General features: G+C 65.1%; 19 protein-coding genes. 13 read left to right on the top strand and 6 right to left on the bottom strand.

Translation table 11 applies throughout. The annotated features are described in order from the left end of the window. Nucleotides 1–661, top strand: a 661-nt coding sequence (locus DH10_RS19155) for a DUF1501 domain-containing protein (RefSeq protein WP_192385237.1), incomplete at its 5' end; no start/stop codon positions are given. A gap of 62 nt (nucleotides 662–723) precedes the next feature. On the opposite strand, the gene DH10_RS38245 is transcribed toward DH10_RS19155, so the two are convergent. Further along, entirely contained in the window at nucleotides 724–984 is a 261-nt protein-coding gene (locus tag DH10_RS38245) for a GCG_CRPN prefix-to-repeats domain-containing protein (protein WP_376774834.1), read from the bottom strand. Nucleotides 985–1,250: 266 nt separating this feature from the next. Here DH10_RS38245 and DH10_RS19145 point away from each other — a divergent pair, with 266 nt between their 5' ends. Next, nucleotides 1,251–1,697 (top strand): pyridoxamine 5'-phosphate oxidase family protein, encoded by a 447-nt coding sequence (locus tag DH10_RS19145; protein ID WP_192245825.1) that lies wholly within the window; start codon nucleotides 1,251–1,253, stop codon nucleotides 1,695–1,697. An 81-nt stretch (nucleotides 1,698–1,778) separates the two neighbouring features. Here DH10_RS19145 and DH10_RS19140 read toward each other — a convergent pair whose 3' ends face one another. From DH10_RS19140 to DH10_RS19120, 5 genes are all read right to left on the bottom strand, one after another. Further along, nucleotides 1,779–3,365 carry an indolepyruvate oxidoreductase subunit beta family protein gene (locus DH10_RS19140; protein ID WP_192385236.1) on the bottom strand — a complete coding sequence of 529 codons (1,587 nt, stop codon included), beginning with the start codon at nucleotides 3,363–3,365 and terminating at the stop codon, nucleotides 1,779–1,781. Then, nucleotides 3,358–5,511: a thiamine pyrophosphate-dependent enzyme gene (locus DH10_RS19135; protein ID WP_192245829.1), complete on the bottom strand. Its 2,154-nt coding sequence runs from the start codon at nucleotides 5,509–5,511 to the stop codon at nucleotides 3,358–3,360. Before DH10_RS19135 ends, DH10_RS19140 begins: the two co-directional genes overlap by 8 nt. A gap of 59 nt (nucleotides 5,512–5,570) precedes the next feature. Further along, nucleotides 5,571–6,053 carry a MarR family winged helix-turn-helix transcriptional regulator gene (locus DH10_RS19130; protein ID WP_192245831.1) on the bottom strand — a complete coding sequence of 161 codons (483 nt, stop codon included), beginning with the start codon at nucleotides 6,051–6,053 and terminating at the stop codon, nucleotides 5,571–5,573. After that, entirely contained in the window at nucleotides 6,053–7,624 is a 1,572-nt protein-coding gene (locus DH10_RS19125; RefSeq protein WP_192245833.1) for a phytoene desaturase family protein, read from the bottom strand. The genes DH10_RS19130 and DH10_RS19125 overlap by 1 nt, the downstream gene beginning before the upstream one ends. Before the next feature lie 312 nt (nucleotides 7,625–7,936). Then, on the bottom strand, nucleotides 7,937–8,728 hold the full coding sequence (locus DH10_RS19120) for a cyclase family protein (protein WP_192245835.1): 792 nt from the start codon (nucleotides 8,726–8,728) through the stop codon (nucleotides 7,937–7,939). Between the two features lie 118 nt (nucleotides 8,729–8,846). Here DH10_RS19120 and DH10_RS19115 point away from each other — a divergent pair, with 118 nt between their 5' ends. The 11 genes from DH10_RS19115 (at nucleotide 8,847) to DH10_RS19065 (ending at nucleotide 20,807) form a co-directional block, all read left to right on the top strand. Further along, entirely contained in the window at nucleotides 8,847–10,421 is a 1,575-nt protein-coding gene (locus DH10_RS19115; protein WP_192245837.1) for a phytoene desaturase family protein, read from the top strand. A 97-nt stretch (nucleotides 10,422–10,518) separates the two neighbouring features. Then, complete coding sequence (locus DH10_RS19110) at nucleotides 10,519–12,045, top strand: ABC transporter substrate-binding protein (RefSeq protein WP_192385235.1); 1,527 nt, start codon at nucleotides 10,519–10,521, stop codon at nucleotides 12,043–12,045. A 70-nt stretch (nucleotides 12,046–12,115) separates the two neighbouring features. Further along, nucleotides 12,116–13,123, top strand: coding sequence for an ABC transporter permease (locus tag DH10_RS19105; protein ID WP_192245857.1), 1,008 nt, complete (start codon nucleotides 12,116–12,118; stop codon nucleotides 13,121–13,123). After that, entirely contained in the window at nucleotides 13,116–13,964 is an 849-nt protein-coding gene (locus DH10_RS19100) for an ABC transporter permease (protein WP_192245859.1), read from the top strand. The genes DH10_RS19105 and DH10_RS19100 overlap by 8 nt, the downstream gene beginning before the upstream one ends. Further along, the gene (locus DH10_RS19095; protein WP_192245861.1) at nucleotides 13,961–14,839 is read left to right on the top strand and encodes an ABC transporter ATP-binding protein; all 879 of its coding nucleotides are present in this window, start codon (nucleotides 13,961–13,963) and stop codon (nucleotides 14,837–14,839) included. The genes DH10_RS19100 and DH10_RS19095 overlap by 4 nt, the downstream gene beginning before the upstream one ends. Then, nucleotides 14,832–15,662, top strand: a complete 831-nt coding sequence (locus DH10_RS19090; RefSeq protein ID WP_192245863.1) for an ATP-binding cassette domain-containing protein — start codon at nucleotides 14,832–14,834, stop codon at nucleotides 15,660–15,662. The genes DH10_RS19095 and DH10_RS19090 overlap by 8 nt, the downstream gene beginning before the upstream one ends. Nucleotides 15,663–15,768: 106 nt before the next feature. Next, nucleotides 15,769–16,344: a VOC family protein gene (locus DH10_RS19085; protein ID WP_246505932.1), complete on the top strand. Its 576-nt coding sequence runs from the start codon at nucleotides 15,769–15,771 to the stop codon at nucleotides 16,342–16,344. A 137-nt stretch (nucleotides 16,345–16,481) separates the two neighbouring features. Further along, nucleotides 16,482–18,776 (top strand): bifunctional salicylyl-CoA 5-hydroxylase/oxidoreductase, encoded by a 2,295-nt coding sequence (locus DH10_RS19080; protein WP_192245867.1) that lies wholly within the window; start codon nucleotides 16,482–16,484, stop codon nucleotides 18,774–18,776. Continuing rightward, entirely contained in the window at nucleotides 18,773–19,540 is a 768-nt protein-coding gene (locus tag DH10_RS19075; protein ID WP_192245869.1) for an SDR family NAD(P)-dependent oxidoreductase, read from the top strand. Before DH10_RS19080 ends, DH10_RS19075 begins: the two co-directional genes overlap by 4 nt. Next, nucleotides 19,534–19,998 carry a MarR family winged helix-turn-helix transcriptional regulator gene (locus DH10_RS19070; protein WP_192245871.1) on the top strand — a complete coding sequence of 155 codons (465 nt, stop codon included), beginning with the start codon at nucleotides 19,534–19,536 and terminating at the stop codon, nucleotides 19,996–19,998. The genes DH10_RS19075 and DH10_RS19070 overlap by 7 nt, the downstream gene beginning before the upstream one ends. Further along, on the top strand, nucleotides 19,995–20,807 hold the full coding sequence (locus DH10_RS19065) for an enoyl-CoA hydratase family protein (protein ID WP_192245873.1): 813 nt from the start codon (nucleotides 19,995–19,997) through the stop codon (nucleotides 20,805–20,807). The genes DH10_RS19070 and DH10_RS19065 overlap by 4 nt, the downstream gene beginning before the upstream one ends. Nucleotides 20,808–20,948: the final 141 nt, after the last annotated feature.

Genomic DNA, 20,948 nt, shown 5'->3' with positions numbered 1-20,948 from the left:
GCTGGCCGAGCGTGTGCTCGACCTCTACAACCATCGCGATCCGGTGCTGGCGGCCGCGCTGCAGAAAGGCCTCGACGCCGACCGGATGGCGCTCGGCGACGAGCTCGACGGCAAGACGATGAAACCCAAAGGCGGCCTCGACAACGCCGCCGGCATGCGGCAGTCGGCGCAAGGCGCGGCGAAGCTGATGGCGGCGAATGACGGGCCGCGTATCGCGGCACTCGCCTTCGACGGCTGGGACACGCATGTCAACGAAGGCGGCGCCACCGGTCGGCTCGCCAACCTGCTCGGCGGCCTCGACGGCGCCTTCGAGGAATTCGAGAAGGGCCTCGGGGAGCGCTGGCGGGACACGGCGATCGTGGCCATCACCGAATTCGGCCGCACCGCCCGCATCAACGGCACGGTCGGCACCGATCACGGCACCGGCACGGTGGTGCTGCTCGCCGGTGGCGCGATCAAGGGCGGCCGCGTCATCGCCGACTGGCCTGGCCTGAAGCCGGCTCAGCTTTACGAGGGCCGGGACCTCGCGCCGACCAGCGATGTGCGCGCGGTGCTGAAGGGGTTGCTTGCCGACCTGTTCGGCCTCTCGGCGGCTGTGCTCGGGGACAAAGTGTTTGCGGACTCGGCGGCGGTGAAGCCCATGCGGGACTTGGTCATTTGAACGAAAAACGCCCGCGCCGTTTCCGGGCGCGGGCGTCCCGCCTCGCTTTCTGAAAGCGACTATCAGCTCCAATAACCGGGGTGCCAACGGTGGTGGGCCCAGTAGCCGGGATGCCAATGGCGCACGGGCCGGATGATCACGCGGCGGTTCGGCACGCATCTGCCCCAGCGGTTCACGTGCCAGCCGGGTCCGCAGCGCCAGCCGACGGTTTCGATCGGCAACGGCGCAGTGCTGGGCTTTGCCATCGGCATGGCCTGCGCGCCGGCGGTGAGCACCAAAGTGCCGGCGGCCAATGCGATGGGCAGCAAATATCTGGTGAGCATAAGGTTCGTCTCCTTGATTCATCCCTACCTCCGTGAAACGGAGGACAGAGTCGAAATCCGTCGGAGCGGGATGGATCACATCTTCGTTAGCGGGCGGGCGTTCCGACCGCGCAGTGTCTCACCCGCCGAAGCCGCCGACGGAGCAAGCCGCAGCCTTTGCCGCATGACAAATTGATCCAAATCAATGAGCCATGATGTTGTCCCGCACTAGGAATGATGATGGACGAAGCTTCTTATGGCCGAAGGCCAGATAGGAGATCATACCGATGATGATCCGAACGCTCTCTACTTTGGAATGCACGAAATTGCTGGCGGCCAATCGCACCGGCCATCTGGCATGCACGAAGGAAGGACAACCCTATGTCGTGCCCTTCAACTACGCCTACGCCGACAGTCACCTCTATGCATTCTCCTTGCTCGGCAAGAAGATCGACTGGATGCGGGCCAATCCCCTGGTGTGCGTCCAAATAGAAGAACATACCCAGGGGCGCGGATGGAGAAGCGTGATCGTCGACGGCCGCTATGAGGAACTGCCGGACCGGATCGGCCACAAGGTTCAGCGCGACCATGCATGGGCGGTGTTGAGCAAGCACGCGCAGTGGTGGGAGCCTGCTGCGCTCAAGCCTGTCACGCCTCCGACGTCAGATAGCCTGCCGCACGTCTTTTTCCGGATCGTTATCGAAAAGGTTTCGGGACGGGAAGCGAGCGAATAGGCTGTGTCCACCGTTCGATGCATGCACCCTTGTCATCGGCAAGCTATCCGGGCGTCACCGCGGGTGACCCCACTCGAACGTTTATAAGGCCGAGCTGTCGCCAAGCGTCGCCACGGTCTTCAGCGCGCCGTCGAGCATGTCGCCCTTCTCGTCCTTCAGCGCCGCTTCGCGCAGGCGGCGGATCCAGTCGGCGGCATCGTCGCGGCCCTTCAGCATATCGAGCGCCGAGAGCACGCGGTCGAATTTCGACTGGGCGCGGGCATGGGTGTCGCTGTAGCCCTTGATCAGCCGGCGGCAGTTCAGGACCTCGACCCCAAGCGCATAGTTTTCGCGCGCATGGGCGAGCGCCAGTTCGTACCAGCGCTCCAGATGTTCGACCTCTATCCTGTGGCGCAGCAGGCGGCGGCGCCAGCGGCGCAGGCCGCCGATGAACCACAACATGGCGAAGCCGGTAAAACTGTCGGTGCGGATGCGGCGGCCGCGATTGATGCGGCGGTCGAGGAAGGCGGCAAGCTTCGGCCGGTTCTCGATGTAGCTGCCCAGCCCTACCGGCAGCGTGCCGCAGAACTCCTCGATGCGCGGATGGAAGTATTCGGTGACCTGAAGGACCGAGCCTTCCCTGACGCCGACCTCCTTGCGCACCCGCTTGTCGCGGGTCGAGCGCGTCTTGAGGTCGGCGACGCGGATCATGTCGTCATAGCACATGGCGTTGGCCAGATGTTTCGCCGCTGCAATCGACAGCGCATAGCCGCGTTCGGCCTTATCCAGCGCGACGGCCTTGTCCAGCCGGTCGAGATATTCGCCGCCATAGGCGATGTCCTGGTAGTCGACGACCTTCTTCAGACCGCGTTCGGCCATGTCGCGCACCGGCTCCGGAAGTGCCGCGACGCGGGCAGCAAGCTCCTGCCATCCCTTCAGCAGCGTTTCCGGTCCGCTTACCTTTGATGCTGAACGGGCTTCGGAAGCGGCAAGTTTTGCCTCTGCCTTGTCGTCTACCGGCGCGGCCCCCAGGCCACGCGCGCAGTCATAGGCGGCGCCGAAGGCGGCAAGACTGGCCTTCACGCCACGGCCGCCGGCGCCGATCGCCTGCTCGTAGTTTTCGCGCGGGAACGGCAGCGCGTCAGACCCGGCCAGCGCGCCGAGCAGGCTCGCCGAGATCATGGTGCCGTTCTCGGCGGCGATCTTTTCCATGTCGAAAGCGATGAAGCGTTTTGCGGCAGCCTCCGCCGTCGCGTGCACCTTCTGCGACGAGGCGCGGCCGTCGCCCGGCTCGATCTTTTCCGAGACTGCGGCGATGCGATGCGAGGAGGCGATCAGCGTCGTGCGCTCGGGCGTGACGAAGCCGCGGATGATGGCGCGGCCAGCCTCCATCAGCTCGGCGGCGATCAGGATGTCGACATCGCCCTGTGAGGGCGACAGCGCGAAGACCGGCAACCGGCCGGTGTCGCGGGCCACCTCGATATAGTAGATCGTCGCGCCCGTACGCTGGGCGACGCCGGCCACGGAAGTCGACTGCGCGATATAGCCGCTGCGCTCGGCGACGTCGGTGATCCAGTCGGCGAGCACGCCGCCACCCTGGCCGCCGACGGCAAGCACGGCGAGTTTTATCACGCGTTCGTCGTCACGGGCGCCCGCCTTCGGGCGCAAGGGTGAGGACTGGTCAAGCATCGGCGAACATCAGGCGGCGGCTCTCGCGGCGTCGCTGCAGAAGACCGATCACGGCGCGGCGCGCGCTTTCCAGGAAACGATCCCAGCGGCCGGGATTGTGGACGACATCTGCGCGGTAGAAGGACGGGCAGAGCACGGCGGCGTCCGCCACCTCGCCGCAATTGCCGCAGCCGACGCAGTTCTGATCGATCGACGCCACCGGATCGTCGCGCAGCGGATCGTCGAGCGACTTCACCGACAGCGACGGGCAGCCGGACAGCCGCATGCAGGCGTGGTCGCCGGTGCAGATATCCTCGTCGACGCCGAACTTCGGCTTCACCACCCGCTCGCCGCCCTTGATCGCCTTGTCGACCAACGGCTTCTCGCGGCGCTGGCGGTTGAGCATGCATTCGGAAGAGGCGACGATGACCTTCGGTCCCTTCTCTTCGGTCGTCAGCGCCTCGCGCAGCGTCGCTTGCATCTTACCGACATCATAGGTGCGATCGATGTGGCGCAGCCATTTGACGCCCATGCCCTTCACCGCCTCGGTGATCGGATGCTTGGTCGACTTGGTCCGGTTCGAGGCACGCGAGGACAGGATGTCCTGCCCGCCGGTGGCGGCCGAATAGAAATTGTCGACGATGACGATGACGCCGTCATTCTTGTTAAAGACCGCGTTGCCGATCGAGGAGGTGAGGCCGTTGTGCCAGAAGCCGCCGTCGCCGACGAAGGAGATCGAGCGCCGCTTGGCCTCCGGCGAATTGAAGGCGGATGCCGAGGCCGGACCCAGCCCGTAACCCATGGTGGTGGCGCCGAGCTCGAAGGGCGGCATGATCGAGAACAGGTGGCAGCCGATGTCGGAGGCGATGTGGTGCTTGCCGAGTTCCTGCTCGACCAGTTTGGTGGCGGCGAAGATCGGCCGCTCCGGGCAACCGACGCAGAAGCCAGGCGGTCGGCCTGGAACGACGTTGATGAGATCGGCCGTATCGACCCCCTCGCCCAGCTTGTTCGGCGCGCGCACCTCGCCCGGCAGCAGATGCGGAGCGTGCGCTCGCAGGAAGGAGCCGATGCCGTCGAGCATCACCTGTCCGGTGTATTCGCCGGCCATCGGCAGATGCTCCTTGCCGACAAGCCTCGTGCCGCGGCCGGCCTTGTGCAGCATAGCGGCAAAGGCCTGCTCGATATAGTTGGGCTGACCTTCCTCGACGACCAGCACCGCCTGCTTGCCTTCGCAGAAGGCGAGGAACTCGTCGTCGACCAGCGGATAGACGGCATTGAGCACATAAAGCGGCACGTCGGTGCCGCCATAGGTGTCGGCGAGGCCGAGCCGCTGCAGCGCGCGGATGACCGAATTATACATGCCGCCCTGCATGACGATGCCGACGGAGCCGTGATCCGAGCCGAAGATCTCGTTGATCTTGCGCTCGCGGATGAAATCCACCGCCGCCGGCCAGCGCTTGGCGACCTTCTCCTTCTCATGCAGGAAGGAGGCGGGCGGCAGCACGATGCGGCCTGTGTCGCGGCGCGGCGCCGACAGCGCATCGGCCACCGACATCGGCGGCCGCTTGTTGTCCTTGGCGATGAAGTGGCCATGGACGTGGCAACAGCGGATGCGCACCTGCAGCATCACCGGCGTGTTGGAGGCCTCCGACAGCTCGAAGCCGTCCTCGACCGCCTTGACGATCGAAGGCAGGTTCGGGCGCGGATCGAGCAGCCAGACCTGGCTCTTCATGGCGAAGGCATGGCTGCGCTCCTGCATGATGGAGGAGCCTTCGCCATAATCCTCGCCGACGATGATCAGCGCGCCGCCGGTGACGCCCCCGGATGCCAGATTGGCGAGCGCATCGGAAGCGACATTGGTGCCGACCGTCGACTTGAAGGTGGCGGCGCCCCGGATCGGATAATGCACGGAAGCGGCAAGCATCGCGGTGGCGGTGGCTTCCGAGGCGCTCGCCTCGAAATGCACACCGAGTTCGCACAGAATGTCCTGCGCGTCGGCCAGCACGTCCATCAGATGGCTGATCGGCGCGCCCTGGTAGCCGCCGACATAGCCGACGCCGCATTGCAGCAGCGCCTTGGTGATGGCGAGGATGCCTTCGCCCGCGAACTCCTCGCCGGCGCCGAGCCTCAGCTTTTCGACTTCCTTGGCAAAAGACCGTTCGGCCATCTCTGCCTCCTTCCGTTGCCGCCCTCCCATTGCCATTGGGGGCGGCGCGTACGTCAAACTCAAATGTCGTGCTTGCGGATGTTCTTCAGCATCTTCTGCAGAATCGCGATCAGCGCGGCATATTCGACATCGTCGACGCCATCGAACATCGCCTCGAAAGCGTCGTGCATGGCCGGCCACGCGCGGGTGAAGAGCGCCCGCCCGTCATCGGTCAGGAACACATGGCGGATGCGGCTGTCGGTGACGCCCTGCTCCCGCCGCACAAGGCCCTGCCCTTCCAGCGTGTCGAGCGTGCGGCTCAAGGTCGACTGCTCGATCACCGTGTAGACCGAGAGGTCGTTGACGGTGACGCCGTCGGTAACCGACAGTACGGCCAGCGTACGCACCTGCGGAATGGTCAGGCCCTGCTTGCGGAAATCCTCGCGCAGCGTGGCGTTGTAGCGGCCCATGATGCGGTTCATCAGATAGGGAGCGAATTGCTGCAGGCCGATCTGGCCGAGAGTCGAGATGCGCTGGCGCTTTTCGGGGAACTTCTGTTCCATCAGAGCCTCCCCGCCAGCAGGAAGCCGGAGCCGCCGCCGAGACCTGCGCCCGGGTGGGTGGAGGCGCCGATGTGGTAGAGGCCTTGGATAGCGGTCTCGTGGTTGCGGCTTGCCTTGAACGGCCGCCACAGGAAGGACTGGTCGATGGTCGAGGAGCCGCCATAAGGATCGCCGCCCACAAGGTTGATGTTCATCGCTTCCAGATCGGCCGGCGAGTAGGCACGGCGCGCGATGACCGTCTCACGGAAACCGTCGATGTGGCGGGCGAGGATCGCCTCGACCCGGTCGGCAAAGGCTTCGCGCAACGCGTCGCTCCATTGTCCGTCAGCCGGTGTTTCCAACTGGCCCGCCGCATCGCCTTTGACAACGCGCGGCGCCTCGGGCAGTTGCAGCCACAGGATCGCCTTGCCCTCCGGACAGCGCGAGGGGTCGAGCGCGTGCGGCTGGCCGACGCAGATGGTCGGCACTTCCGGCAGCAGGCCGCGTACCGCCTCATTGCAGGCTTTCGACACGCCGTCGAGCCCCGGCGTCAGATGCAGCAGCGCCACCTTGTCCAGCCCCTCGCCGCGCCAGGCTGGCGGCTTGTCGAGTGCGTAGTGGATCTGGAAGTTGCCCTTGCCGTAGCGATAGTCTTTCGTCGCTTTCGCGGCGGCCTCCGGTGCATCCTTGCCGAGCAGGCGGCCGTAAAGTTGCGTCGGCGTGACCGAGCAGACGACGCTCTTTGCGGCGCTTAGCGTCTCGCCGGAGGCGAGCCGCACGCCGGTGGCTCGGCCGCCGGCCTGGACGATCGAGGCGACATCGGCATTGACCCGGATTTCGCCGCCGCGCTCCTTGATCAGCGCCTCGAAGGCGGCGAGCAGGTTCTTCGCGCCACCCTTGACGATGGGCGCGCCGGCCGCCTCCAGCGCGAAGGCGATGACCTTGGCGATCTGGCCCGAGAAGGCGTCTTCCGGTCCGAGTCCTGCATGCAGCACCCAGGGCGCCCAGAGCGCGCGCACGGTATCGGATGTATAGCCGGTTTCCAGCCAGCCGCGTGCGGGAACCAGCGCCTCGCCCATGAAGGCGGCAAGGTTGCGCGGACCGCGCCGCCAGGCTTCGCCCGCCATGAGCTTCGTCGTCGGATAGGACCAGAGCGCACCGCCGAGCAGGCCGAAGAGCAGCCCGGCATTGCGCTCGATGTCGCCGACATCGCCGCCGTGGCGGTCGCCGTCGCCGGAAGCGATGCGGTTCAGCGCCGCGATGTTGGCGGCGCGGTCGGTGGTGAGCACGGCATGGCTTCCGTCTGGCCGAAGCACGCCGGTCGGCGTCGCGGTGTGGCAGAATTCCAGCCCGTGCCGCGCGAGGTCCTTGCCGAGCGCGGCATAGGCCGGCGAGGTGAAGAACAGCACGAAGGTCGTCGCCATCACATCATGGATGAAGCCGGGCGCGGTGATCTCCTCGGTGCGCATGCAGCCGCCGATGCGGTCATTGCGCTCAAGCACGAGCACCTTGGCGCCCTTTGCGCCAAGCATCGCCGCGCAGACCAGGGCGTTGATGCCGCTGCCGACGATGATGTGATCGGGGGCGGTCATAGGAGGGTGCTCCGTGTCGGTGGTCGGTGGAGCTCAATCGCGTAAGCTTGCGTTCCTTCGCGCCCCCCTCTGTCCTGCCGGACATCTCCCTCACTTGGGGGGAGATTGGCAGCTTCGGCGCCCCGCGCTGTCCTGCAACCTTGAAGGTTGGCGAAAGCCGGCGCGACATCTGATCTCCCCCCTTGTGGGGGAGATGTCCGGCAGGACAGAGGGGGGCGCCGTAGAGCGCTAGCCCTCGAGGGCATCAGCACCAACTCCGTCACTACATCATCGCCCTCGAGCATGATCTTCTCCCGAAGACCGCCACCTCGCCTATTTGCCCGGCACCAGCGCCAGCGCGCGGATCGGGCTGCCGGTGCCGTGCTCGATCTTGAGCGGCGCGGCGATCAGGATCGCGCCCTTTGGCGGCAGCTGGTCGAGATTGCAGAGGCTGGCGAGACCGTAGCGGTTGGCCTTATGCATCAGCGTGTGCGCCGGGAATGGCGGCTCCATGCCGCCGGCCTTGCCGGCATCGGTGCCGATGGTCTCGCTGCCCCAGCCCTTGATGTCCTTGCCGATCAGGAACTGGATCGCTTCGGCTGTCGGTCCCGGCGTGTGCGGGCCGGTCTCATTGGCGTTGAGGAACTCGGCTTCGGAGCCGTTGCGCTTGTACCAGTCGGTGCGCATGACCACCCATTCGCCGGGGTTGATGGCGCCGTGCTTGGCTTCCCAGGCCTTGATATGGTCGACGGTGAGCAGGAAATCGTGATCGGCGGCGGCTTCCTTCGAGCAGTCGATGACGTTGACCGGGCCGACGAAATTCTGCGCCGGAATGGTGTCGGTGGCGCCATCCGGATAGTCCTTGCCGGTGATCCAGTGTTGCGGCGCGTCGAAATGCGTGCCCGAATGCTCGCCGAGCTTCAGCCAGTTCCACGCCCACCACGGACCATTCTTGTCATATTTGGAGATGGCGTGGATCTCGACCTTCGGCGTGTCGACGGCGAGCTCCGGCGGCAGCTTGATCAGCGGCGTATCCGGCCCGAGCGGCGCAGACAGGTCGACCACCTTGATGGCGCCCGAAAGCAGCTGGCCGGCGACCTCGCCGAGGAGTTTTTGCGTGTCCATGGTCTTCGTTCCCTCTTATGCGTGATGATCAAGGCTCGTTGCGGCCCTTAATATCCTACTAGACGAAAACATATGCATCTGCAATTATCTTTAAGCATAAAGCATTTTGGGGCTGGGCGTGAGCGAGTTCGACGCCATCTTTGTCGGGGCGGGCCACAACAGTTTGGCCTGCGCCGCGCATCTGGCGCTCAAAGGCTGGAAAATTGCGGTTTTCGAACGCAGCGCGACAATCGGCGGCGCGGTCCGAACCGCGGAATATACGCTGCCTGGCTTTCGGCACGATTTCGGCGCGATGAATCTTAGCCTGTTCGCCGGCTCGGCCTTCCACCGGAAATATGCAAATGAATTGAAAAACCACGGGCTGGAATTCGCGCCCGTCGCCGACTGTTTCGCCAGCGCTTTTCCCGACGGCAAATGGTTCGGCGTCAGCAACGATCTCGAAAAGACCGTCTCGCGGCTCGCTGCCTTCTCCGCCGCCGATGCCGCCGCCTGGCGCCGGCTGGTCGGTGCCTTTCCGGGCGAGGCCGAGCATCTGTTCCGCCTGCTCGGATCGCCGATGAGCGCGCGGGCGCTGGCCGGCACGGCCTGGAATCTCTGGCGCAAGAAGGGCCTTGCCGGCGCGCTCGACACCGGCCGGCTGTTGCTCTCGTCACCTCGCGCGTGGCTCGAGGACAATTTCGAGACGCCGCATGTCAGGACGACGCTCGCCGCCTGGGGCATGCATCTCGACTTCGCGCCCGACATCGCCGGCGGCGCGGTGTTCCCCTATCTGGAATCGATGGCCAACCAGAGCTTCGGCATGGTGCTCGGCAAGGGCGGCGCCGACACCATCATCCGCGCTCTTGCCGGCATGGTCAAAGCGGCCGGTGGCAAGATCGCGACTGAAGCGGAGGTGGCGGAGATCACCGTCGCCGGCGGCCGGGCTACGGGCGTGCGGCTGGCGTCCGGCGATTTCCATGTCGCCAGCAAGGCCATCATCGCCGGCGTCGCGCCGAAGGCGCTTCCAGGCAAGCTTCTGCCCAATGGCTCCGGCGACGCGGCCTTCGATGCGGCGATGAAAAAGTTCCGCCATGCGCCGGGCACGATGATGATCCATCTGGCGCTGGACGATCTGCCTGACTGGAACGCGAGCGCCGAGCTTCGCCGCTTCGCCTATGTGCATCTGGCGCCTTCGCTCGACGCCATGTCGCGCACCTATCAGCAGGCGATCGCCGGCATCCTGCCCGACCAGCCGGTGCTCGTCGTGGGACAGCCGACGACCATCGATCCCTCGCGCGCACCCGACGGCAAGCATGTGCTCTGGGTTCAGGTGCGCATGCTGCCGGCAGAAATCCTTGGCGATGCTGCAGGCAAGATCGCGCCCGGCCTCTGGGATGCGATCAAGGACGCCTATGCCGAGCGCGTGCTCGACATCATCGAAAGCTACGCGCCGGGATTGAGGCAGAGGATACTTGGCCGCGCGATCTTCTCGCCGCTCGACCTCGAACGCGAGAATCTAAACCTTGTCGGCGGCGACCAGATCTGCGGCAGCCATCATCTGGCGCAGAATTTTCTCTTCCGTCCGGCGCGCGGTTTCGCGCGCTGGAACACGCCGGTCTCAAACCTCTACCTCACCGGCGCCGCGACATGGCCCGGCGCCGGCACCGGTGCCGGGTCCGGCTTCATGCTGGCGCAACAGCTGGGAGGAAATTGAGCCGAGGAATTCCAGGATGGACAAGGCGCGGTTGCCCACCAACCTGAACCTACGAACGAAAAACGCCGCGCAGGGACAACCAACAAGGGGAACGACCATGACCATCAACAGACGCGAGCTTCTCGGATATGGCGCGGCGGCGATCGGCGCGGCCACGCTCGGCCTGCCGAGGGCGGCAAAGGCGGCCGGCGAACTCACGATCGCCTACAACGTCAACCTGCCGTCCTGGGACCCGACGACCGGACCGTCGGCCGTCAACCCGACCATCCAGGGCCTCTACCAGTCGGTGTTCGACCAGTTCATTCCGCAGAAGCCGGACCTCTCCTTCACGCCGGGCCTGCTCACCGAATGGGGCTGGAACGATGACCGCACCAAGGTGATGATGACGGTTCGCGACGGGGTCAAATGGCATGACGGCTCGCCTTTCACCGCAGAGGATGTGGTATGGTCGCTGCAGCGGGCCGGCGACGAAAAGACCGGCAACCCCATCCAGTTCGTCTGGAAGAACGTCAACAACTTCAAGATCGACGGCAACAAGATCACCGGCGACGTCGTGCAGTTCGACCCGGTCTATTTCAAGTGGATGTCGTTCCTCACCGGCTACATCATGCCGAAGGCCTATTACGAGAAGGTGGGCGCCGAAGGTTTTGAAAAGGCGCCGATCGGCACCGGGCCCTATATGGTCGACAAGTTCGAGCGCAACGCCTTCCTGCGGCTGAAGGCCAACCCGAACTACTGGGGCGCCAAGCCGGCCTTCGAGAATGTGACGATCAAATTCGTCACCGACGCGGCGAGCCGCGTCGCCGAGATCGAGTCCGGCTCCTCGCAGGTGACGCTCGAAATCCCCTACGAGGAATATGACCGGCTGATCGCCAAGGACGGGCTCGCCGGCTCGATCAAGAACGTCTCCGACATCGGCATGATCTTTTTCAACGACATCGAGGCGATGCTGGACAAGAATGTGCGCCAGGCGGCGGTGATGGCGGTGGACAAGGAGCTGCTGGTCAAGCGGCTGCTGCGCGGTTACGGCCAACCGATCGCGACGCTGGAGACGCCGGAATACGCGGCCTTCGATGCGTCGATCAAGGTGGAGCACAATCCGGAAAAGGCCAAGGAACTGCTCGCCGCGTCCGGCTATTCGCCCAAGAAGCCGGTCAAGTTCACCATACAGACGACCAAGGGCTTCAAGCCCAAGGACTATGAGATGATCCAGGCGATCGTCGGCATGTGGCGCAAGGTCGGCATCGAGGCCAATATCGAGGTCTACGAGATCGCCAAGCATTACGAGCTGCGCGCTGCCGACAAGCTGGCGCCGGCCGCCTTCTACAATTGGGGCAACGCCATCGGCGACCCGACCACCTCGACCGGCTTTGCCATGTACGGCCCGAGCCCGCATTCGGTGTGGGACAGCAAGGACCTTGTCGACATGATCAACCCGCTGTGGGGCGAAAAGAACGAAGCCGAGCGCATCGCCGGCTGGAAGGCGGTCGACAAATACATTGCCGAGCAGGCCTATGTGCTGCCGCTGATGCAGTATGCGCAGCCGATCGTGCATTCGAAGAAGGTCAATGTCGTGCAGCATGTGTCCGGCGCGCTGCTGCCGGCGCTGATGACCCCGGCCTGATCATCGGCCTTGGATTGCCGCGCGCGCCGTCGGTAAGACGGCGCGCATTTTCATCCGGGCGTATTGGCAGATGTTGCTGCAAAGGTTCCTTGTTCGTCTGTTGACGATGCTGGTCACGCTGTTCGGCGTGGCCGTCGTCGTGTTCGTCGTTATCCGCGTGGCGCCCGGCGATCCGATCGCCATGATGCTGCCGCCCGGCGCCAGCGATGCCGACATCGCGCGGCTGCGCGCGCTCTATGGGCTCGACAAGACACTCGTCCAGCAGTTCTTCATCTGGCTCGCCGGCGTGCTGCACGGCGATTTCGGCACCTCGATCTCGCTGCGCCAGGATGTGCTCGGCCTGGTCTTCAACCGGCTGCCGGCGACGCTGGAGCTGGCGACAGTGGCACTGCTGATGGCGATCGCGATCGGCGTCACCGCCGCGATCCTCGGCGCCCGCTCGCGCGGCACGGCGGTCGAGGCCGGCATCGACATCGCCAGCGGCGCGACGCTCTCCATCCCCGACTTCCTCTGGGGCCTGGTGCTGATCCTGCTGTTCGGCGTGCTTATCCCCGTGTTCGACATTTCCGGCCGGGTGTCGCCGCAACTCGACCTGCCTTTCGTCACGCAGTTCTATCTCGTCGAGAGCATCCTTCGACTCCGCTTCGACCTGATCTGGGACTTGCTCAAACACATGCTGATGCCGGCCGTGGCACTGGCGCTGCCGCTGGCGGCGATCATCGCGCAGCTCTTGAAACAGTCGCTGAAGGAAGTGCTCGACCTCGACTATGTCGTGCTGGCGAGGGTCAAAGGTTTTTCCGAAACGCAGGTCATCCTGCGCGAGGCGCTGAAGAACGCGGCGCTGCCGACGCTGACGCTGGTCGGAGTGCAGTTCACCTTCCTGATCGGCGGCACCGTCATCGTCGAGCGGCTGTTTTCCTATGAAGGCCTCGGCAATATGGCGATCGACGCCGTCATCAACCGCGACCTGCCGCTGATCCAGGGCATCGTGCTGGTCTTCGCGCTGCTCTTCGTGCTGGTCAATCTTGCCGTCGACATGATGTATGCGCTGCTCAATCCGAGGCTGCGCCATGGATGAGGCGCGCACCTCAAGACGCGGGCTGAGCCCGCGACTGTGGCTGGCCGGCGGCTGGCTGATCCTTGCGCTCGCCGCGGCCACCTTCGCCCCGCTGATCGCGCCGCAGGACCCGCTGGCCCAAGACCTGATGCTGGAGCGCCTGCCGCCCTTCTGGCTAGACGGCGCCGAGTCCGGCTATTGGCTGGGCACCGACAGCCTAGGGCGGGATCTTTTGTCGCGACTGATCTTTGGCGGCCGCATCGCCTTCATCGTCGCTTTCGCGGCGGCGACGTCCGCCTGCCTCATCGGCTCGGCGCTGGGCCTGATCGCCGGTTATTTCGGCGGCTGGGCCGACCGCTTCATCTCGCGCATCGTCGATATCTGGATGGCGTTCCCGCCGGTGCTGTTCGCCATCCTTTTGGTCGCGGTGCTGGGCACCGGTCTGAGCTCCGTCATCATCGCGATTGCCGTCATCGACTGGACGCGCTTCTGCCGGGTGATCCGCGCCGAAGCGATGAGCCAAGCGCGCATGGATTATGTCGAGAGCGCGCGCATCGCCGGCTATGGCCGCATCGGCATCATGCTGCGCGAGGTGCTGCCCAATGTGCTACCTTCGGTGGTGGCGCTGCTGTCGCTCGAAATGGGCATCGCCGTCATCGTCGAGGCGATCCTCTCCTTCGTCAATTTGTCGATCTCGACCGACGACCCGACCTGGGGCAGCATCATCGCCGAAGGCCGGCTGTCGATCCATCAGGCCTGGTGGGTGCTGGTGTTCCCGCTGATCACATTGATCCTCACCGTGCTTTCCTTCAGCCAGTTCGGCGAAGGATTGAAGGCGCGTTTCGATCCGGTGCTGCGATGAGCGCGTGCCTCGAAATCCGTTCGCTCAGCGCCCTGCTGCCCAACGGCCAGCGCGTGCTGCGCTCGGTGTCGCTTGCCGTCCAGCCGGGCGAGGTGCGCGCGCTGGTCGGCGAGAGCGGCGCCGGCAAGACGATGATCGGCAAGGCGCTGCTCGGCGTCCTGCCGAAAAGCGTGCGCATCATCGAAGGCGAGATGCTGATCGAAGGCGAGGAACTTAGCCGGCTCGATGCGAAAGCACGGCGCACATTGATCGGCGCCCGCACGGCGCTGATCCCGCAGGACCCGCTCACCGCGCTCAACCGGTCGCGCCGCATCGGCCCGCAGATGACCGACAGGCTGGTGCGCATTCTCGGCTGGAGCGGCGAGAGGGCGGACAAGCGCATCCGGCAATTGCTCGACGAGGTGCAGTTCCGCGACCCGCAACGCGTGCTGAAATGCTATCCGCACGAGCTCTCCGGCGGCATGCGCCAGCGCGTGCTGATCGCGGCGGCGTTCGCCGCCGAGCCCCGGCTGATCGTTGCCGACGAGCCGACGACGGCGCTGGACGTGACCGTGCAGAAGCAGATCCTGCGGCTGATCGCTGAGCTGCAGCGCGACCACGGCACGGCGATCCTGTTCGTTACCCACGATCTCGGCGTCGTCGCCAAGATCAGCCAGAAGGTGTCGGTGCTCTATGCCGGCAAGGTGGTTGAGGAAGCCGACACCGCAGCCCTCTTTGCTGCGCCCCAGCACCCCTACACGCGGGCGCTGATCGCCGCGACGCCGCGCTACACCGATCCCTACGCTTCGCTGAAGCCGGTGGACGAGACCGTACTCGCCGGGCTCACCGCCGAGATCGCCGCCGCCGACAAAGCATGGAGACCGGCCCATGGCTGAGCCGCTGTTTTCCGTGCGCGGGCTGAAGGTGGCGCTGCCCGACATGACGCGCAAGCCGCTGATCGGCCGCGCACCGCTGGCCGAGATCCTCAAGGGGCTGGATTTCGACCTGCCGAAGGGATCGGTGACCGGCATCGTCGGCGAGTCCGGCTCGGGCAAGTCGACGCTCGGCCGCGCGCTGGTGCGCCTGATCGAGCCGAGCGCCGGCTCGATCCGCGTCGAAGGGCGCGACATCAGCCATCTGTCGGAGGCCGAGCTGAGGCCGCTGCGCCGCGACCTGCAGATGATCTTCCAGGACCCGATGTCCTCGCTCAACCCACGGCATACGATCTTCAATATCATCGCAGCACCGCTGAGGCAGAACGGCTTTGGCGACAGGCTCAAGGAGCGCGTCGCGGAAGCCTTGCAGCGCGTCGGCCTGCCGCGGAATTTTGCCAGCCGCTACCGCCACGAGTTGTCGGGCGGACAGCGGCAGCGCGTCGGCATCGCACGGGCGCTGGCGCTGTCGCCGAAATTCGTGCTGGCCGACGAGATCGTCTCCGGCCTCGATGTCTCGACGCAGGCGCAGATCCTGACCCTGCTCGAAAAGCTCGCGGCTGAGATGGGACTGACGATCGCCTTCATCAGCCACGACCTGTCGGTGATCCGGCGGCTCTGCCGGCAGGTCATCGTCATGCGCGAGGGCAGGATCGTCGAAGCGAGCGCAACCGACGCGCTGTTCGACAATCCCAAGGAGGCCTACACGCGCGACCTGCTCGCCGCCATCCCGCTGCCCGAGATCGACGCGGACTGGCTGCGGCTGCCAGCGAAGGCGCCTGCATGAGAAAAGCTTAATCTGGCCGCACGCCGAACAGCGGGCCTCGGATGTGCGCAGTGGCAAAGCCAGCCCGCCAATGGAGGGTGACGTGAAATACGCAGTCCAGGCCGCGATGTTCGCAGCCACTTTGTTCGGATCAATGGGTGCGGCTTCGGCCGATTCGATCCCCGGCATGCGCGGGCACGACCATACCGGCATCACCGTGCCCGACATGAAGCAGGCCGTCGACTTTTTCACCGGGGTGGTCGGCTGCAAGAAGGCGATGTCCTTCGGCCCGTTCGCCGACGACCAGGGCACCTTCATGCAGGACCTGCTCGGCGTCGATCCGAAGGCGGTGATCGAGGAGATCACCATGGTCCGCTGCGGCACCGGATCGAACATTGAGCTGTTCAAATACACCGCGCCGGATCAGAAGGACGCAACGCCCAAGAACAGCGATATCGGTGGCTATCACATTGCCTTCTATGTCGACGACGTCGCCGCGGCGAAGACCTATCTCGACGCCAAGGGCGTCAAGACGCGATTGGGGCCTCTGCCGGTCAAGGAAGGGCCGGCCGCCGGCCAGACCATCCTCTATTTCCAGGCGCCATGGGGATTGCAGCTCGAAGCGATCAGCTACCCGCAAGGCATGGCCTACGAGAAAGGGGCCGAGACGGTGCTGTGGAGCCCCAAGGATCCGGCCAAGTGATCCGATCCGCAAAGCGCTCAGGCGATTATTCAATTATAAAACTTCAAGCTTGAAATAATTGCCTTCTGGCGTGATACTGACAGTCGGGATCGCCGGCCTTGCCGGCGATCCCCTATGCGAAGAGGAGATCGCAAGACATGAAGGTTGCGGTTCTCGGCGGCGGACCGGCCGGACTCTACTTTGCCATCTCGCTGAAGCTGCGCGACGCCGCGCATGAGGTGACGGTCTATGAGCGCAACCGTCCGGACGACACGTTCGGCTGGGGCGTGGTGCTGTCGGCCGAAACGCTGGAGAACCTGACCAGGAACGACCCGGTGAGCGCCGTCTGGATCAAGAAGCATTTCGCCTACTGGGACGACATCGCCGTCATCCACGACGGCGTGCGCATGGTCTCCACGGGACATGGCTTCTGCGGCATCGGCCGCAAGCGGCTCTTGATCCTGCTGCAGCGCAGGGCACGCGAGCTCGGCATCAAGATGATGTTCGAGACCGATATTTCGGACCCCAGGCCGTTCATGGAAACGCACGACCTGGTGGTCGCGGCGGACGGGCTGAACTCGAAATCGCGCGCCACCTTCGCCGATGTCTTCAAGCCCGACATCGACACCCGCAAATGCAAGTTCGTCTGGCTCGGCACCACGCAGAAATTCGACGACGCCTTCACCTTCGTCTTCGAGAAGACGGAGCACGGCTGGGTATGGGCGCATGCCTACCAGTTCGACAGCGAGACCGCGACCTTCATCGTCGAATGCAGCGAGCAGACCTGGGCTGCGTTCGGTTTCGGCCAAATGACGCAGCAGGAATCGATCGCGGTCTGCGAGCGCATCTTCGAAAAACACCTTGGCGGCCATCCGCTGATGACCAACGCCAACCATATTCGCGGCTCAGCCTGGATCAATTTCCCGCGCGTACTGTGCGAGCGCTGGTCGCACAAGAACCTGGCGCTGATTGGCGACGCGGCAGCATCGGCGCATTTTTCGATCGGCTCAGGCACCAAGCTGGCGCTCGAAAGCGCGGTGGCGCTCGCCGACTATGTCGAGTCCGAGCCGGACCTCGAGGCAGCCTTCCGCAAATACGAGGATGCGCGCCGCACCGAGGTGCTGAAGCTGCAGTCGGCGGCGCGCAATTCGCTCGAATGGTTCGAGGAAGTCGAACGATATCTCGGGCTTGATCCGGTGCAGTTCAACTATTCGCTGCTTACCCGCTCGCAGCGCATCAGCCACGAGAACCTCAGACTTCGCGACGCCGAATGGCTAGCGGGCGCCGAAGAATGGTTCCAGCGCAAGGCCGGCGCCGGCGGCAACATGCTGCGCCGCGCGCCGATGTTCGCGCCGTTCAGGCTGCGCGACATGGCGCTCACCAATCGCATCGTCGTCTCGCCGATGGCGCAGTACAAGGCCGTCGACGGCTGTCCAACCGACTGGCATTTTTCTCACTATGCCGAGCGCGCCAAGGGCGGCGCAGGGTTGCTCTATATCGAGATGACCTGCGTCAGCCCCGAAGGGCGCATCACGCCTGGCTGCACCGGCTTCTACAAGCCGGAACACGAAGTGGCCTGGAAGCGTCTGGTCGATTTCGTCCATGCCGAGACCGAGGCGAAAATCTGCGCCCAAATCGGCCATTCCGGCGCCAAGGGCTCGACCCGCCTTGGCTGGGAAGGAACGGACGAGCCGCTCACCTCCGGCAACTGGCCGGTGATGGCGCCGTCGGCGGTCCCGTGGTCGCCGCAGAATCAGGTGCCGAAGGCGATGGACCGCACCGACATGGACATGGTGCGCGACCAGTTCGTCGCCTCGGCGCAGATGGCCGAGCGCTGCGGCTTCGACATGCTGGAGATCCATGCCGCGCATGGCTATCTGCTCTCCGCTTTCATCACGCCGCTGACCAACAGGCGCACCGACGACTATGGCGGCTCGCTTGAAAACCGTATGCGCTATCCGCTGGAGATCTTCCACGCGGTGCGCGCGGTGTGGCCGGCCGAGAAGCCGATCTCGATGCGCATCTCCGCCAATGACTGGGTGGGCATCGAAGGCATCACGCCGGCCGATGCGGTCGAGATCGCCAGGCTGCTGCATCAGGCCGGCGTCGACCTCTGCGACGTCTCGGCCGGCCAGACCACGATCGCCGCCAAGCCGGTCTATGGCCGCATGTTCCAGACGCCGTTCTCCGACCGCATCCGCAACGAGGTCGGCATGGCGACGATGGCGGTCGGCAACATCTACGAGCCCGACCATGCCAACTCGATCCTGATGGCCGGGCGCGCCGATCTGGTGGCGCTGGCGAGACCCCATCTCACCGATCCCTACTGGACGCTGCATGCGGCGGTCACGCTCGGCGACCGTGGCGTCAAATGGCCGGATCCTTATCTGCGCGGGCGCGACCAGATCTACCGCCTGGCCGAACGCGAAGCAGCCGCGGGGTTGAAGGTATGAGCGTCACCCCGATAGGCAAGCATGCGCTGGTGACCGGCGGCGGCTCCGGCGTCGGCCGTTCGATCGCGCTGGCGCTGGCAGAAGCCGGCGTAAACGTCACTATCTGTGGACGGCGCGAGGCGGCGCTTGCCGAGGTAGCGAGCGAGCATGACCGCATTTCCGGCCTCGTCGCCGATGTCACCGACGAAGCGGATATGATTTCCCTTTACGAGAAGGCGGAAGCCGCACGCGGACCCTTCGATATCGTCGTCGCCAATGCCGGCTTGTCTGGCAGCGCACCGGCGCACAAGACCACGCTCACAGACTGGCGGCGCACGCTCGACGTCAACCTGACCGGCGCCTTCCTGACGGTGAAGCCGGCACTGACCGGGATGGCTGCGCGGAAGACTGGCAGGATCGTCTTCGTCGCCTCGACGGCCGGGCTGAAAGGCTACGCTTACGTCGCTCCCTACGTGGCGGCCAAGCATGGGGTCGTCGGGCTGATGCGGGCGCTGGCCGTCGAGACCGCCAAGTCCGGCATCACCGTCAATGCCGTCTGCCCTGGTTTCGTGGAGACCGACATGCTGGAGGAGTCCGTCCGGCGCATTGTCGAGAAGACTGGCCGCTCGATCGGGGAGGCGCGGGCGAGCCTCGCCGCGATCAATCCGCAAGGGCGCTTCATTCAGCCAGAAGAGGTGGCCGCAGCGGTGCTGTGGCTGTGCAGCGATGCCGCGCGCTCGATCACCGGACAGGCGATCTCGGTCTCGGGAGGCGAGACATGGTAGCAGGACCGACGTCCACCGGGCCGGGCAAGGACAGGCTGCGCCTGTGGATCAGACTGTTGCGCGCTTCGCGCACGATCGAGGCAGAGCTGCGCGAGCGGCTGAAGAAGGAATTCGACACGACGCTGCCGCGCTTTGACGTGATGGCGGCGCTCTACCGGTCGCCGGAAGGCATGTTGATGAGCGACCTGTCGCGCTTCCTGCTGGTGTCGAACGGCAATGTGACGGGCATCGTCGACCGGCTGGTTTCCGAAGGCCTGGTGACGCGCGCGCGCCGCAATGGCGACCGCCGCACCTCGATGGTGCGGCTGACCGAGGAAGGCTCGAAGACTTTCGCCGCAATCGCCGCCGCGCATGAGAGCTGGGTCGGCGAGCTGCTCGGCACCGTCAGCGAGGACGAGGCGCGCCGGCTGACCGGCATGCTGAAATCGTTCCGCAGCAATTGGGAGGGACGCGAATGAGCGCCATGGCCAAGCCCAAGCCTAAGCACTTCCTCTGGCAGGTGGAAGACAGGATCGCCAGGGTCCGACTCGACCGCCCCGAACGCAAGAACCCGCTGACCTTCGACAGCTATGCCGAGCTGCGCGACACGTTTCGCGACCTCGTCTATGCCGAGGATGTCGATGCCGTCGTGTTCCTGCCCAATGGCGGCAATTTCTGCTCTGGCGGCGATGTCCACGACATCATCGGGCCGCTGGTCAAGATGGACATGAAGGCGCTGCTCGCCTTCACGCGCATGACCGGCGACTTCGTCAAGGCGATGCTCAACTGCGGCAAACCGATCATTTCCGCGGTCGACGGCGTCGCGGTCGGCGCCGGCGCGATTATCGCCATGGCTTCCGACATCCGCATCGCCACACCGAATGCGAAGACCGCCTTCCTGTTCACGCGCGTCGGCCTTGCCGGCTGCGACATGGGCGCCTGCGCGATCCTGCCGCGCATCATCGGTCAGGGCCGCGCGGCCGAGCTGCTTTACACCGGCCGCACCATGAGCGCGGACGAGGGCGAGCGCTGGGGGTTCTACAACCGCCTGGTCGATGCGGCGGCGCTCGAGGCCGATGCGCTCGACATGGCTGCGCGCATCGTCTCCGGCCCGACCTTCGCGCACGGCATCACCAAGACGCAGCTCAACCAGGAATGGTCGATGGGCCTAGACCAGGCGATCGAAGCGGAAGCGCAGGCACAGGCGATCTGCATGCAGACCGGCGATTTCGAGCGCGCCTACAAAGCTTTCGTGGCGAAGGAAAAGCCGGTGTTCGAGGGGAATTGAGATGAACGGTTTTCGCCCAGGCACCCCCCTCTGGCCTGCCGGCCATCTCCCCCGCAAGGGGGGAGATCAGCTGATTGCAACGCTTTCGCCAATCACCAATGTCTCAGGATGGGCGGCGAGATCGCAGCTGCCAATCTCCCC

The organism is Mesorhizobium silamurunense, assembly GCF_014843825.1.
Lineage (GTDB): Bacteria > Pseudomonadota > Alphaproteobacteria > Rhizobiales > Rhizobiaceae > Mesorhizobium > Mesorhizobium silamurunense.
This window is presented reverse-complemented; position numbering and strand designations above follow the sequence as displayed.

What these genes read in the sequence shown, in the direction of transcription:
- DH10_RS38245 (WP_376774834.1), bottom strand. Translation starts at nt 984, where the DNA reads ATGCTCACCAGATATTTGCTGCCCATCGCATTGGCCGCCGGCACTTTG.
- DH10_RS19145 (WP_192245825.1), top strand. Translation starts at nt 1,251, where the DNA reads ATGATGATCCGAACGCTCTCTACTTTGGAATGCACGAAATTGCTGGCG.
- DH10_RS19140 (WP_192385236.1), bottom strand. Translation starts at nt 3,365, where the DNA reads ATGCTTGACCAGTCCTCACCCTTGCGCCCGAAGGCGGGCGCCCGTGAC.
- DH10_RS19135 (WP_192245829.1), bottom strand. Translation starts at nt 5,511, where the DNA reads ATGGCCGAACGGTCTTTTGCCAAGGAAGTCGAAAAGCTGAGGCTCGGC.
- DH10_RS19130 (WP_192245831.1), bottom strand. Translation starts at nt 6,053, where the DNA reads ATGGAACAGAAGTTCCCCGAAAAGCGCCAGCGCATCTCGACTCTCGGC.
- DH10_RS19125 (WP_192245833.1), bottom strand. Translation starts at nt 7,624, where the DNA reads ATGACCGCCCCCGATCACATCATCGTCGGCAGCGGCATCAACGCCCTG.
- DH10_RS19120 (WP_192245835.1), bottom strand. Translation starts at nt 8,728, where the DNA reads ATGGACACGCAAAAACTCCTCGGCGAGGTCGCCGGCCAGCTGCTTTCG.
- DH10_RS19110 (WP_192385235.1), top strand. Translation starts at nt 10,519, where the DNA reads ATGACCATCAACAGACGCGAGCTTCTCGGATATGGCGCGGCGGCGATC.
- DH10_RS19105 (WP_192245857.1), top strand. Translation starts at nt 12,116, where the DNA reads ATGTTGCTGCAAAGGTTCCTTGTTCGTCTGTTGACGATGCTGGTCACG.
- DH10_RS19100 (WP_192245859.1), top strand. Translation starts at nt 13,116, where the DNA reads ATGGATGAGGCGCGCACCTCAAGACGCGGGCTGAGCCCGCGACTGTGG.
- DH10_RS19095 (WP_192245861.1), top strand. Translation starts at nt 13,961, where the DNA reads ATGAGCGCGTGCCTCGAAATCCGTTCGCTCAGCGCCCTGCTGCCCAAC.
- DH10_RS19090 (WP_192245863.1), top strand. Translation starts at nt 14,832, where the DNA reads ATGGCTGAGCCGCTGTTTTCCGTGCGCGGGCTGAAGGTGGCGCTGCCC.
- DH10_RS19085 (WP_246505932.1), top strand. Translation starts at nt 15,769, where the DNA reads ATGTTCGCAGCCACTTTGTTCGGATCAATGGGTGCGGCTTCGGCCGAT.
- DH10_RS19080 (WP_192245867.1), top strand. Translation starts at nt 16,482, where the DNA reads ATGAAGGTTGCGGTTCTCGGCGGCGGACCGGCCGGACTCTACTTTGCC.
- DH10_RS19075 (WP_192245869.1), top strand. Translation starts at nt 18,773, where the DNA reads ATGAGCGTCACCCCGATAGGCAAGCATGCGCTGGTGACCGGCGGCGGC.
- DH10_RS19070 (WP_192245871.1), top strand. Translation starts at nt 19,534, where the DNA reads ATGGTAGCAGGACCGACGTCCACCGGGCCGGGCAAGGACAGGCTGCGC.
- DH10_RS19065 (WP_192245873.1), top strand. Translation starts at nt 19,995, where the DNA reads ATGAGCGCCATGGCCAAGCCCAAGCCTAAGCACTTCCTCTGGCAGGTG.